Annotated in this window: 12 protein-coding genes and 1 tRNA gene; 6 read left to right on the top strand and 7 right to left on the bottom strand. The window is 63.3% G+C overall.

Features of this window, described 5'->3' with window-relative positions; genetic code table 11:
• Positions 1-64: 64 nt before the first annotated feature.
• Together BMI91_RS10265 and BMI91_RS10270 are read left to right on the top strand one after the other, a co-directional pair.
• Positions 65-1,174, top strand: a complete 1,110-nt coding sequence (locus BMI91_RS10265) for a pyridoxal phosphate-dependent aminotransferase (protein ID WP_078604873.1) — start codon at positions 65-67, stop codon at positions 1,172-1,174.
• A gap of 135 nt (positions 1,175-1,309) precedes the next feature.
• Positions 1,310-1,516, top strand: a complete 207-nt coding sequence (locus tag BMI91_RS10270) for a hypothetical protein (RefSeq protein WP_078522440.1) — start codon at positions 1,310-1,312, stop codon at positions 1,514-1,516.
• Here the strand turns inward: BMI91_RS10270 and BMI91_RS10275 are convergent.
• Positions 1,507-2,718 (bottom strand): pyridoxal-phosphate-dependent aminotransferase family protein, encoded by a 1,212-nt coding sequence (locus tag BMI91_RS10275; RefSeq protein ID WP_078600667.1) that lies wholly within the window; start codon positions 2,716-2,718, stop codon positions 1,507-1,509. The genes BMI91_RS10270 and BMI91_RS10275 overlap by 10 nt on opposite strands.
• A gap of 196 nt (positions 2,719-2,914) precedes the next feature.
• On the opposite strand from BMI91_RS10275, the gene BMI91_RS10280 reads away from it, so the two are divergent.
• The 3 genes from BMI91_RS10280 to BMI91_RS10290 all read left to right on the top strand — a co-directional run bounded on the left by BMI91_RS10280 (position 2,915) and on the right by BMI91_RS10290 (position 6,129).
• Positions 2,915-4,615 (top strand): ABC transporter ATP-binding protein, encoded by a 1,701-nt coding sequence (locus tag BMI91_RS10280; RefSeq protein ID WP_078604874.1) that lies wholly within the window; start codon positions 2,915-2,917, stop codon positions 4,613-4,615.
• A gap of 50 nt (positions 4,616-4,665) precedes the next feature.
• Entirely contained in the window at positions 4,666-5,397 is a 732-nt protein-coding gene (gene ygfZ, locus BMI91_RS10285; protein WP_078604875.1) for a CAF17-like 4Fe-4S cluster assembly/insertion protein YgfZ, read from the top strand.
• Positions 5,398-5,796: 399 nt separating this feature from the next.
• The gene (locus tag BMI91_RS10290) at positions 5,797-6,129 is read left to right on the top strand and encodes a DUF6280 family protein (protein ID WP_075773874.1); all 333 of its coding nucleotides are present in this window, start codon (positions 5,797-5,799) and stop codon (positions 6,127-6,129) included.
• Between the two features lie 217 nt (positions 6,130-6,346).
• Here BMI91_RS10290 and BMI91_RS10295 read toward each other — a convergent pair whose 3' ends face one another.
• From BMI91_RS10295 to BMI91_RS10305, 3 genes are all read right to left on the bottom strand, one after another.
• On the bottom strand, positions 6,347-7,651 hold the full coding sequence (locus BMI91_RS10295) for a hypothetical protein (protein ID WP_078604876.1): 1,305 nt from the start codon (positions 7,649-7,651) through the stop codon (positions 6,347-6,349).
• A 143-nt stretch (positions 7,652-7,794) separates the two neighbouring features.
• Entirely contained in the window at positions 7,795-9,156 is a 1,362-nt protein-coding gene (locus BMI91_RS10300; RefSeq protein WP_078542289.1) for a TolC family outer membrane protein, read from the bottom strand.
• A 136-nt stretch (positions 9,157-9,292) separates the two neighbouring features.
• Positions 9,293-9,943, bottom strand: a complete 651-nt coding sequence (locus tag BMI91_RS10305; RefSeq protein ID WP_078549127.1) for a protein-L-isoaspartate O-methyltransferase family protein — start codon at positions 9,941-9,943, stop codon at positions 9,293-9,295.
• A 194-nt stretch (positions 9,944-10,137) separates the two neighbouring features.
• Here BMI91_RS10305 and BMI91_RS10310 point away from each other — a divergent pair.
• A tRNA-Cys gene (locus BMI91_RS10310) sits at positions 10,138-10,211 on the top strand.
• Positions 10,212-10,285: 74 nt separating this feature from the next.
• On the opposite strand, the gene BMI91_RS10315 is transcribed toward BMI91_RS10310, so the two are convergent.
• The 3 genes from BMI91_RS10315 to BMI91_RS10330 form a co-directional block, all read right to left on the bottom strand.
• Positions 10,286-11,338 (bottom strand): tyrosine-type recombinase/integrase, encoded by a 1,053-nt coding sequence (locus BMI91_RS10315; protein ID WP_208607974.1) that lies wholly within the window; start codon positions 11,336-11,338, stop codon positions 10,286-10,288.
• Positions 11,339-11,530: 192 nt separating this feature from the next.
• Positions 11,531-12,196 carry a hypothetical protein gene (locus tag BMI91_RS10325; RefSeq protein ID WP_146684055.1) on the bottom strand — a complete coding sequence of 222 codons (666 nt, stop codon included), beginning with the start codon at positions 12,194-12,196 and terminating at the stop codon, positions 11,531-11,533.
• A complete protein-coding gene (locus BMI91_RS10330; protein ID WP_078604880.1) occupies positions 12,197-12,643 on the bottom strand; it encodes a hypothetical protein in 447 nt (148 codons plus the stop codon).
• Positions 12,644-12,828 lie beyond the last annotated feature (185 nt).

The following is a 12,828-nucleotide window of genomic DNA, read 5'->3' on the forward strand; positions in this document are numbered from 1 at the left end:
CCGCGATCGCGCCAACCGACGCGCCCTCTTGCCGCACCCGCGCTTTGCGCTTACGCCTGTAGCCATGACCGGACCCCGATATACCCGCCTGATCGACAGCCTTCCCGCCACCGTGCCCTTCGTCGGGCCCGAGGAACACGAGCGCATTGCCGGCCGCCGCTTCACCGCGCGACTGGGTGCGAATGAAAACGGCTTCGGCCCCTCGCCGCGCGCGATTGCCGCGATGGCGGCGGCGGCAGGCGATGTCTGGAAATACGGCGACTCGACCAGTTTCGAGCTGCGCACGGCGATTGCCGAGCATCACGGTGTCGCGGTCGAGAATGTGCTGGTCGGCGAAGGGATCGACGGGCTTCTGGGTTATCTATGCCGTCTGGTGATCGAACCCGGCGACCCGGTCGTCACCTCGGAAGGCGCCTACCCGACCTTCAACTACCACGTCGCGGGCTTTGGCGGGGTGCTGCACAAGGTGCCCTATGCCGATGACCACGAAGACCCGCAGGCGCTGATCGCGAAGGCGGCGGAGGTGGGCGCGAAGCTCGTCTATATCGCCAATCCCGACAATCCGATGGGCACCCATCACCCGCGCGAGATGATCGAGGCGATGATCGAGGCGGTGCCCGAGGGCACGCTGATGGTGCTGGACGAGGCCTATGTGGAATTCGCCGAAGACGGGACCGAGGCGCGCATCAAAGCCGACGATCCCCGCGTGATCCGGATGCGCACCTTCTCGAAGGCGCATGGGATGGCGGGCGCGCGTGTGGGCTATGCCTTGGCCGCGCCCGAGCTGATCGCGGCCTTCGACAAGATCCGCAATCATTTCGGCATGTGCCGCATCTCTCAGGCAGGCGCGCTGGCCGCGCTGCAGGACAAAACGTGGGCCGCCTATATGCGCCTTCTGGTGGCAGGCGCGCGCGACAGGATCGACACCATCGCGCGGGCGAACGGGCTGAGCACTCTGCCCTCGGCCACGAATTTCGTCGCCGTCGACTGCGGGCAGGACGGTGAGTTCGCGCGGGCTGTACTGCAGGAACTGGATGCGCGCGCGGTGTTCGTGCGGATGCCTTTCGTCGCCCCGCAAAATCGCTGCATCCGGGTTTCAGTCGGGCCGGAGGCCGAGCTCGACGCCTTCGCCGCGGCTCTGCCCGACGCGCTGAAAGCCGCCCGCGCGCGCTGAGCTGCGCGCCCTCTCGGACACAATTCCGCCGATCAAATCGGCAAAAAAGCACCGGCGTCGGCGCGTCTCGCCGCAAGGTGAGTTGCGCCGACTCGGGGGCGCGCCCATGTTTTGCTCAACAACAGGAGCAGACCCATGAGCCGCAAGACTCGCAACGCCCGTATCGCAATGCTTAGCCCGCTGGCCTTTGCCTTGGCCTTCGGCGCTTATGCAGGCATGACCCAATCCAGCCGCGAGATGAAGCTCTCGACGTCGCGCACCGAAGCCCCGCAAATCTCGCGCGAAGCTTCGGAAGAGGTCGAACAGCTCACAGACTGGCTGGAGCGTCACGGTCAGGCCTGACCGGCGCCTTTCGCAATCGCGCCAGCCGCCGCGGCGATGCCGCCGGGGTTGTGCGGGATTTTCAGCGCCTGCATCCCGGCCTCCATCGTCGCCAGCGCACCCAGCGTCATATGGGCGTTCACGTGGCCCATATGGGCGACACGCAGGAAATCGTTGGCCTCGGGAGTACCGGGTTCGGCCATCCCGAGCCCGATGCCCAGCGTCACCCCCGCCTCGCGTTCGAGCCAGCTGCGCAGCCGCTGGGCGTTGCCCGCCCCGATCCGCGCCGCCGTCACCGAATGGGCGCGATGGGCCGGGTTCGCGATGTTGAGCGCGATGTCGCCCTCCTGCCCCCAGGTCTCGAAAGCCGCCCAGACGGCGGAGGCGAGCGTCGCGTGACGCGCCCAGATATGGGTCAGCCCCTCTTCCTCGAGGATCATCTTAAGCGATTCATCGAGGCCAAAGAGGTGATGGGTCGGCGAGGTGCCCCCGAAATACTGATAGACCATTTCGGGGAAGGCGCGCGGCTGCCAGTCCCAATAGGGGGTGACCATATCGGCCTCGCGGCTGGCGGCCAGCGCCTTGTCGGAGAACCAGACGAAGCCCAGACCGGGCGGCACCATCAGGCCCTTCTGGCTGGCGGCGACCATCACGTCGACGCCCCAATCGTCCATCCGGAACTCGTCGCATCCCAGAGAGGCGATGCAATCGACCATCAAGAGCGCCGGGTGACCCGCCGCGTCGATCGCCGCGCGGATCGCCGGCACGTCGTTGACCACCGAGGTCGCGGTATCGACATGGGTGAGCAGCACGGCCTTGATTTCGTGGGTCTTGTCGGCCCGCAGCGCCTCTTCGACCTTTGCAGGATCGGCGGGGGCCTTGATGCCGAATTCCAGCCGCTGAACGTCCACGCCCATCGTGGCCGCGTTGCGCGCCCAGATATTGCCGAAGCGCCCGGTCACGAGGCTCAGCGCCTTGTCGCCGCGCGAGAACACGTTGGAGATCGACGCCTCCCAAGCGCCGTGCCCGTTGGCGATATAGATCGCGACATGGGACGAGGACATCGCCACCCGACGCAGGTTCGCCGCGACCCGGGCCGCGATTTCCTCGATCTCGCCTTCGTAGATATTGGGCGCGGGACGATGCATCGCGGCCAGAACACGGTCAGGCATCGTCGAGGGTCCGGGAATGGCGAGGTAGGGGCGACCTTGGGCAAGGCTCATCGGGTATCTCCGTCTGGCACAACGGACAATCGGTAATGCCGCCCGCGCGCGGCGTCAATCTCGCGCCCGGCTTGCACGTGCCCCCCGTCTCGCGGTAATTCACGGGCTTAACCGCGCGCCGAATGGCGCGCCTATCGCATGGTGCCTCGTGGCCAAGACTGCAAATCCTTACACGTCGAAACACCTCGCGGGCCGGATGTGGCGCGATTATCTGCTCAAGCACTGGCCAATGATCGGCGTGTCGATGGTGCTTCTTATGATCGAAGGCTCGACGCTGGGCGCGCTGAGCTGGATGCTCAAGCCGCTCTTCGACAAGGTCTTCGTGCAAGGCGAAAGCGATCTGATCTGGTGGGTCGGCGCCGCGATCTTCGGGCTGTTCCTGATCCGCGCCGTGACCTCGGTGGCCTCGCGCACTGTGATGACGAGCGTCTCGCTGCGCACCTCTAGCGATATGCAGATCGACCTGTTCCGGCACATGCTGCGGCTCGACCAGCATTTCTATCAGGCCAACCCGCCCGGCGCGCTGATCGAACGCGTACAGGGCGACACCTCCGCCGTGCAGAACGTGTGGAAGATCTTCATCTCCAGCACCGGGCGCGACGCGGTCTCTCTGATTTCGCTGTTCGGCGTCGCGGTTGCCATCGATCCCGGCTGGACGCTGGGGGCCGTGATCGGCGCACCGCTCCTGATCCTGCCGGTCGCGATGGCGCAACGCTATATCCGCCGCAAGACACGCCAGATGCGCGAAAGCTCTTCCGAACGCGCGACCCGGCTCGACGAGGTTTTCCACGGCATCGCCGCCGTGAAGCTCAACGGGATCGAGGAATATCAGGCGGGGCGCTTCGCCCGACTCGTGAACGAAGTCCGCATCGCCCAGATCAAGACCACCTTCATCTCGGGCCTCGTGCCCGCGATGATCGACATCATCACCGGTCTCGGCTTCTTCGTGGTGCTGATCCTCGGCGGCCAGCAGATTCTGGAGGGCGAGCGCTCTGTCGGCGATTTCATGTCCTTCTTCACCGCGATGGCGCTGGCCTTCCAGCCGCTGCGCCGTCTCGCGAATTCGGCAGGTGCGTGGCAAACGGCGGCCGCGAGCCTCGAGCGGATCTATCGCCTGTTCGACACCCAACCCGCGATCACCTCGCCTGCGCAGCCTGCCGCCCTGCCCGAGACCACGCGGATCGAATTCGACGACGTGCATCTGCATTACGGCGACAAGCACGTCCTGCGCGGCCTCAGTTTCGTTGCCGAACCCGGCCAGACCACCGCGCTTGTTGGCCCCTCGGGCGCAGGCAAGACCACCGTGTTCAATCTGCTGACCCGGCTCGTCGATCCCGATAGCGGGCGCATCACGCTGGGCGGCACGCCGCTGAACGATCTCGGCCTTGCCGAACTGCGCCAGCATTTCTCGACGGTGTCGCAGGATTCCGCGCTGTTCGACGAGACAATCCGCGAGAATGTCCTGCTCGGGCAGCAGGAGGTCGATCCCGACCATATCCAGACCGCGCTCGAAGCCGCCCATGTGACCGAATTCACCGACCTCCTGCAGAACGGCATCAATACCGGCGCAGGCCCGCGTGGTTCGGCCCTGTCCGGCGGGCAACGCCAGCGGGTCGCCATCGCGCGCGCCGTGCTGCGCGACGCGCCGATCCTGCTGCTCGACGAGGCGACCTCCGCGCTCGACACTGTCTCCGAGGCCAAGGTCGCGCAGGCACTGGCGGACCTGAGCCAGGGCCGCACGACGCTGGTGATCGCCCACCGCCTGTCGACCGTGCGCAATGCAGACAAGATCGTCGTGGTGGTCGAGGGTCAGGTCGTCGAACAGGGCACGCATGACGAGCTGCTGGCCAAGAACGGGCCCTATGCGGGGCTGTGCCGGATGCAGCTTCTCGATTGAGTTGGCATTCCCGTCCCGGCTGCCTACATGGGCGGGGAAAGGAGACCTCTATGGCCGAGCGCATTCTCTACGAGATCACCGGTGCGGATCGCGAGCACTTCCTGCAAGGGCTGGTGACGAACGACGTGAGCCACGTGAAAGACGGGCTGGTCTATACCGCCCTGCTGACGCCACAGGGCAAATACCTTGCCGACTTCTTCCTGCTCGCGCGGGGCGAGGCGATTGTGCTCGATATCGACGCCAGCATCGCCGAGGCGACCATCAAGCGGCTGAGCATGTACAAGCTGCGTGCGGATGTCGCGATCGCCCCCTCCGATCTGAAGGTCTATCGCGGCACCGGGCCTGCGCCCGAGGGCGCGCTGGCCGATCCGCGCCATCCCGACATGGGCTGGCGGCTCTACGGGGACAAAGCGGGCGATGACGGCACCGATTGGGACGCGATCCGCGTTGCGCATTGCATCCCCGAGACCGGTGTCGAACTGACCCCCGACACGTTCATCCTCGAGGCCGGGTTCGATCGGCTGGACGGCGTCGATTTCCGCAAAGGCTGCTATGTCGGCCAGGAAGTCACCGCGCGGATGAAGCACAAGACCGAGCTGCGCAAAGGCTTCGTCACGGTCGATGTCAAAGGCCCTGCCGAGCCGGGAACCGAGATCACCTCGGACGGGCGCAGCGTCGGGCGTCTTTTCACCCGTTCCGGCGATCGCGCGATCGCCTATCTGCGCCTCGGGCGCGCATCGGGCGAGATGTCGGCGGGTGACGCGGTGGTCACTTATTTATGACCAGCGAGGATCAAATGTTTCGGAAAGCGCAAGCCCCATCCATGCGTTTTACGGAACATCGTGACGCAGAGGAAACGACCGCAAGAAATCCTTCGTAATACGAACGAATTCGCGCGATCTGAAGGCCATCAATAGAGCGCAATTTCAATCACTTAGAAGACCATCTAGGCCTTTGTGCGTTCGCGCTTCGCAAATAGCCGGCCTTGAATTCCAGCGGCACACGCTTACTTCGCGTGCATTGCGATCCCTTGTGAGGGGCCTAGCTTTTGGTGAGCGGCAAAGGTGATATGCGCCAGGCGCATACCTGCCATGTGACCCAAGGCATATCGAATCGGGGGCCGAACGGCCTAGATGGCCCTCACGCCAGGAAACGCAAGAGCAATAACAAAGGACGGAAGAATGCGCGATTTCGTTGACGGCTCGGCCTTCAATTACGAGCAGGGCCAACGAGCCCGCAAACTGTTCGCCGCTGTGGTTCTCGCGGCGCTGGATGATGCGATTGCAGACGACAAGAAATACGGCAACGGTCCCGAGCAGATCGCCCGCTGGGCACGCTCGCGCGATGGTCGTGAAGTTCTGTCCTGCGCCGGCATCGATCCGAACGAGCGCGTCGTCCGGGGTTTGATGGAATTCGTCGGCAAAGGTGTCCGCACGTCGGTCGCCCTGTCGCGCGAAGAAAGCGAACGCCGCCTCGCCGCGATCTCCGACGAGCACGAGGCCGAAGCGGCCTGATCCGGTCAGGCGCCACGGCGACAGTTGGATACACAAAACGGCGCGTCCCACAGGGCGCGCCGTTTTGAATTTCTTGGGCTTGTTCTTCTCAGCGATCTAAAGAGACGCTTTGCGTGCCTCGTCGGTGGCAAAAGTTTCCCGGACGATGCGCGCATTGTTGGCCGCGCAGAGCAGGGCTAAGTCGCTCTCGGGCGTCCCTGCCCGAGCATCTCCAACCTCAGTCCAGATCGCGGCTCATCAGAGCGCGCTGCACTTCGCGACGCACCATCTTGCGCAGGTTACGCGTGATCTTCGCGCCGAGCGCGCCTTGAAGCTCTTCGCGCAGCAGTGAAGACACGAGGTGCCGAAGTTGGGTCTCGGTCATCGATTGCGCCAGCGGATGCAAGGCGGCATCGGGCTGGTCCGAGGTGGACGCAAGTTCGGCCTCGAGCGCGGCTATCTCATCCGCCTCGAAATCTTCCTCGAGCGTCGCTCGCAGCTCCGCATAGCTGGACGTCCGCGGCTCCGGCTCCGGGGCACGCGCCCCGGCATCGCTGAGATGCAGGCGACGCGGCGGCGTATCAGCCGCATGCTCGCTAGCCTGCGCGAACTCGGAAGTACTATCACCGCCGTCCATCTCCGGCGTAAGATCTTCCCAATCCTGCGCTGCGGTGGTGTCCTGCAGCGACTCTAGCTCTGGCTCAGCCTCGGCCCCCGGCGGCACGTCGAAGCCGATCACGGCCTCGGTCGCGAGGGGCTCATCGTCGGTGCTGATGTCTTCCGGCTCGGCCTCTGCAGGAGAGCCGTCATCAAAATCGAGCGCCGCCAGAGGATCATCTTCGGCGCTCTCCAGCGCCTCGGGGGCGGTGTCCGTGTCGGCTACCGCCTCGTCAGCTTCCGGCGCGTGGGGCGCGACGAAGCCGGCCACGTCCTCCCACTCTGCGCTGGCGAAGGTCTGCTCCGGATCGGAGCCCTGATCCCAAACCGGCGTAAAACTTTCGGGCAGTTCGGTCAGCGGCGCGGTGCCTGCCGGTTCGAACGCGTCGCCCGTCTCGGATTCGTAATCGGCACCATCGCGCGCCACTTCCGCCTCGAGCTGGGCGAGCGAGCCCTCCAGCCGCTTGAGCTCGTCGTCAAAGCTGCCCTGCGGCAATTCCGCCTCCGACGGCCAGGGCTCGGCCTCGGCATCATCGAATTCGGGTTCAAAATTCTGCGGCTTGCGACGGGCCTCGGACAGCTGTGCAGGCTCCACCGACTCGGTGGGCGCCTCCGACAGATCGGCCGCGTCATCCTGCGCCGCCTCGGCTTCCTCTTCCGGCGAAACACCCGGCGCGGACCACTCGAGATCGTGGATATCGCCTTTCGACCCCGCCTGAGTGTCCGACACGAGATGCGCGGGTGTCAAAACCAGCGGATCGGGCGTCGAGCCCTCCCCTTTCGAGGCCGGATAGCTCTCGGCCACACGCGGGCTGTCCTGCGACACCAGTCGCCGGATCGATGCCAGCACATCTTCGATTTCGGGTCTGGGTCGGGTATCAGCCATGATCACTCCATCCTGCCGCGCGCACGCGCGCCTGTCCAGCCGTGACGGATCCGAAACTGCAAGGGACACCCGGAGGCTGCGATGCCTGCGCCACAGCGGCGCGGCAGGCGGGCCCGAAAGCCCGCCGAAACACCGTTCGGTCGTTACTGGCCGATGGCCTTGAGCACACGATCCAGACGCTTGCCCTGCGGGCTGAGCGTGAGGGGCGCGGTGCGGACCGAGTTGTAATAGGCCGCGGGATCATAGGTCGGAATTCCAAGCTTCAGGTTTTCTACCGTCAACAGACCCATAGCGGACAAAAGTTGATAATAAGCTACCTGCAGAGTGGCCGCCGCGTCGATCCGGCCCGCCTGCGCATCCAGCAGGTCCTGTTCAGCCGAGAGCACGTCGAGCGTGGTGCGCGCGCCCAGAAGCGCCTCTTCCTTGACGCCCTGATAGGCGGTCCGGGCTGCGGTGATCTGCTGATCGTAAGCCGAAATCTGCGCCTTCGCGATGTCGATCGCCGCCCAGGCGTTGGCCACGTTTTGCGAGACCGTCACGCCGGCCTGGCTCAGCTGCGCGCGGGCCGATTGATCGTTCGCCACGGCCTGACGCTGCGCCGAAAGAAGCGCGCCACCCGAATAGAGCGTCTGGTTCAGCTCGATCCCGGCGGATTGCGTCTGCACGCCCTGCTCTTGCTGGCGCAGGCCAAGCGAACCGGTGATTTTCGGCAGGCGATTGGCGCGGGCGTAATCCACGCCGAGGTCATAGACCGCGACGGTGTGCTGCAGCTGCTTGATGCTCGGATGGGTGCGCAGCGCGATGTCGCGTGCAGCGTCCAGCGAGCCCGGAAGCGACGGACGCTTCGGGAAGGCCGCGAGGTTGCTCGGATAGTGGCCTGTCGCCGCCTTATAGGCCTCGCGTGCGGAGCGCAGGTTGCCCTGTGCCGCAGCGAGCGAGGCGCGGGCGGAGGCCAACTGCGCCTGAGCGAGCGACACGTCGGTCTTGGTGACTTCACCCACTTCGAAACGGTCGTTCGAGGCCTTGAGTTCTTCGTTTAGGACGCGCGCCGAGTTCTGGTTGATCGCAACCTGCTCGGAGGCCGATTTCACGTCCGAATAGGCTTGGATCGCCGACAACAGCACGTTTTGTTCGACCGAGCGCAGACCCTCACGGGTGGCCAGCACGGTCTCTTTCTTCATCGAGACATTGATCTTGTTGCGACCGAAATCGAACAGCGTCATCGACGCGCCGAGCGAGGTCGAGGCGCTCTGCGAGATCGCCCCCGTGGCGTCGGAATTCAGGTAATCGTAGCTCGCGGTCCACTGCAGGACCGGGCGCAGATTCGCGACCGCCTGAGCGACGTCTTCATCGGCGGCCCGCAGCGCGGCCCGGTTCTGCTCCAGCAGGTTCGAATTGCGATATGCAGAGACCAGCGCATCGGCGAGCGTCTCCGCCCCTGCCGCGACCGGCCCAAATGCGGTAGCCGCGACCAAAGCGGTCATAGTCAGAGTCTTGCGCAGCATCGAATGTCCCTCGTTTCCTGTATCGCCGCAGATGCAGGTGTTGTCCCTCTGCCGCCGGGCGCGATTGCTTCAAATTCTATCGGCTCAGCGCCCGATTGCATATCCTGCAAAACAGCTAGCCTATTCGATGTGCTCCTCAGAGCACGAATTCACGCGGCTTCACGAACCCCTGGAGGACAGGTGCGGTGCCATTGAAAAGATCGCGCCAGCTCATCGCACCGTCGATCTTGTAACCGATCCGGGCGACCCCGAGGGCGCCTTCCATGAAAATTGCGGTGATCCGGCCGCCTTCTTTGAGTTGCTCGATCAGCGCGGCGGGAACGGTTTCGACCGCCCCTTCGATGAGGATCGCGTCATAGGGGCCATGCTGCGCCGCGCCCTCGGTCAGCGCGCCGGTGACGACGGCGACATTGTCGGCCCCCGCCTCTGCCAGCGCAGCCTCTGCCTGCGATGCCATCTCTTCGTCTTCGAGCGCGACGACCGCCTCGGCCATCCGAGCGATCACGGCGGAGGAGTAGCCGAGCCCCGCGCCCACATCGAGGACCAGATCATCGGGCTGGATGTCGAGCGCATCGAGCATCTTCGCGAAATTGCGCGGTTCCAGCAGCACGCGGCCCTGCGCCAGTTCGAGGTTTTCCCCGATATAGGCGGCTTCGCGCTTGGCCGCGGGCACGAATTGCTCGCGCGGCACATGCAGCATCGCCGCGATGATCGGGAATTTGGTCACATCGCTGGGACGGACCTGCGTGTCGACCATCATGGTGCGGCGCGTAGCGAAATCTTGCATGTCGAGAACTCTTCGGTAGCAAACCCTTGTGGCCGGTTTTGCCACAGAAGCAGGGTCTGAGCAAGTTATGCGAGAGGGCCTTCGGACCTGCTCTTGCGCTCAGAGCCGACGTCGCCTGCGCACAATGCGCCAAAGGCACAACTCGCCTCTTGCGCGGGCGCTTGCGATACCGTATCTGACGCCAACACCACGGCGGCGAGTTGGCGGAGTGGTGACGCAGCGGATTGCAAATCCGTGTACACCGGTTCGATTCCGGTACTCGCCTCCATTTATTTTCAAGCACTTGCGTGTTGCTAGTGTTTGCGCGGGCTGCACCGTTTACAGGGCCGTTTACAGTTTTGTTCATGCTACATCCCCTTTTGCGTGGGCCAGCTTGACCAGAACCGCATCGGTTTCGTCGGGCGACACGCGGGCGTAATGCTCGATCACGTTCGCCGCATAACGGACAGACCAGCCCATGTGATTTGCAATTTCGGCAAGGGAAAGTCCCGCATTCAGCAGGCGCGTTGCAGCCGTCCCGCGCGCATCATACAGGCGCAGCTCATCGGACAGCTTGGCCTTATCGCGCCACTGACGGACGCCCTCGGACGCGCGGTGCGGGGTCAGGGCGTTGCCGTTTGCATTCGTGAGGATTAGCAACCGGCCCGGCGGTGTCGTGTCGATCACCTCGGCCAGCGCGGGTGTGATCGGGATATGAGCCAGCCGCTTACGCTTGTTCGTCCGGACGCGAAGTCGACGGCCCCGCGGCGTATGCTCGATATGGGCCGGATTTAGCTTGACCAGGTCAGCCGGACGCAAGCCGGTTTCGCAGGCTGCACAGAGAATGCGGCGAACCCATTCCGGCGCGACTGCGTTGAAGGCTTCCCGGTCGGCCGGGGTCCAGACGATTTCTGATCTGTCCACCTCATAGAGCCGGTGGAGCTTGTGGCAGTGGTGTTCGGAAAGCCTGCCCTCATCCACCGCCCAATTGAGGATGCGGACTGCATGGGTGCCAGCCATATCGTGCTGCTTGGGCGAGTGCTTCCAGAGCGCCCGCCATGCGTTCATTTCGCCGCGCGATCCACGCTCCTCGAAGATGACGGCTGGCGCATCCTTGAAGTGATCCGCGAAACGGAGCGCCCACCTCCGTTGATCGGCAAAAGACCGATCGCCCTTCGCTCGCGCAGTGCTGGATAGGAAGTCGTCCACCATTTGGGGTGTCATGTAGTCGGCCGGTTTCGGGCGCGCAGCGGCTTCCGCGAATGCTTGATAGAAAGCAGGGTCGTTCGGCTTGCGGTGGTCATCTTCCCAGAATTTTGGGCCACCACGCCATGCGTAGAAGTGAAAGCGGCTCTTGCCGCTCGCCAGCTTTCTCCGGACACGGTGAACACCTTTGGGCAGATCAGCTTGAGGCACGATCTGCCCTCCACTTTTCGAGCGGTGTCATGTCGGGCTTGGCGGTGTCGCCGCCGGTCCCGGCCGTGATCAGGAATCGCTTTCCGTCTGCGCTTTCCACGACAACAGAGACTTGATCATAGCCCGCAGCCTTCGCCGCTTCGAAAGCTGGCGTAAGGTCAGATTTTCGGATTGCAGCAGGTCGGCGCTCCATCAATCCACCTCCCAGCCGATCATTTCGAAGCCAATCTGATGGATCGTCTCGAGATTTATGTGTGCTGAGCGCGGAACTGGATCGCCCCCAATTCGATTCATACCCTCCCAATCACGGATGGCAGCTTTCCATTCTTCTGACTTTATCGGCAAGCTGCTCACAGCTTCCCATTGTTCGCGCTGATGGTAAGCCTGGTCCCGGTCCCCAATACGAAGCACGGCGTCGCCCTGCTCGGAAAGCGTTAGGCGGCCAAGAGCGATGGCGCTGTAGGGAAGAGCGTCTTCAAAGCACTTCACCAACGCCTCTTCCAGAGTTTCGTCTGCATTGAGGCAATCTGGCAGATCCAAGTGCGCGTCCGTAGCACGTAGATCCGGCTTGAGTTTGCCGAAATATTGTACGTCTCGGACGGCCTTACCTGGCGATGTAGATGCCACAACCGCAATGATCACCCGGACCGCATCCAACGATGTCAGGTCAGGCGCATTCACCCCCCGCGCGCCAGTCGTGAACAAACCGGCCTCACGCAAGAACCGCACGATTGTGCGGATCGTCTTTTCCTCCCTCCGGAGACTTTGCGACATAAGAGTGATGAACTGGCTCTGCTTCATCCTTAATGAATAGATTTCTTTTAGATCGCCAGTCAACCCTAAAAGAATTTTTTCCACTTAAAGCCCTCGTTCAGCTTTATCTGCGTTCTGCAGAATGTCAGTGATCTTATCGAGGCTTTGCACGGCCCGGTGCATCGCATCACTTATCCGCTCAGCGACATAAACCGCTGCGTCTCTACTGCGCCCCTGGCCTTCTACGCCGCTATTCTTGATCATCGCCTCCAGAGCGAATGAGAGGTGGAGCGCTTCTTCGACTCCGTCGGGATAGCTCTCGAATTCAGGGTGAACGATGTTGAGCACCGCCGAGACTGCGGCCGGATACTCGGTGGGCAAGCTTGCGACATAGGCTGCTTGACGATTCCGAAGAGCTTCCACTTTCGCAATGTGGTCTCGAAAGATCGGCTCGACACACAGCGCATGACGATGCACCTCTTCGTTCTCCCAATGCGAAACCGGTTCAACAGATTGAGCATCATTGTTCGCGCAGGCGCGTTCGTTGGTCATTGCCAGGGACTCCTAATTACGGTATCAACAGTTTATGTTGATATTGCACCGACACTCAAAGTGTCAACAGAAAATGTTGAAATGACCCCAGCACAATGCCGGGCGGCGCGCGCCCTATTAGAAATGACACAACCGGAGCTAGCGGCAGCTGCAGGCTTCGGGCTGTCCACAATTGTGGACTTCGA

The sequence above is a fragment of the Thioclava sediminum genome, from assembly GCF_002020355.1.
GTDB classification, from domain to species: domain Bacteria; phylum Pseudomonadota; class Alphaproteobacteria; order Rhodobacterales; family Rhodobacteraceae; genus Thioclava; species Thioclava sediminum.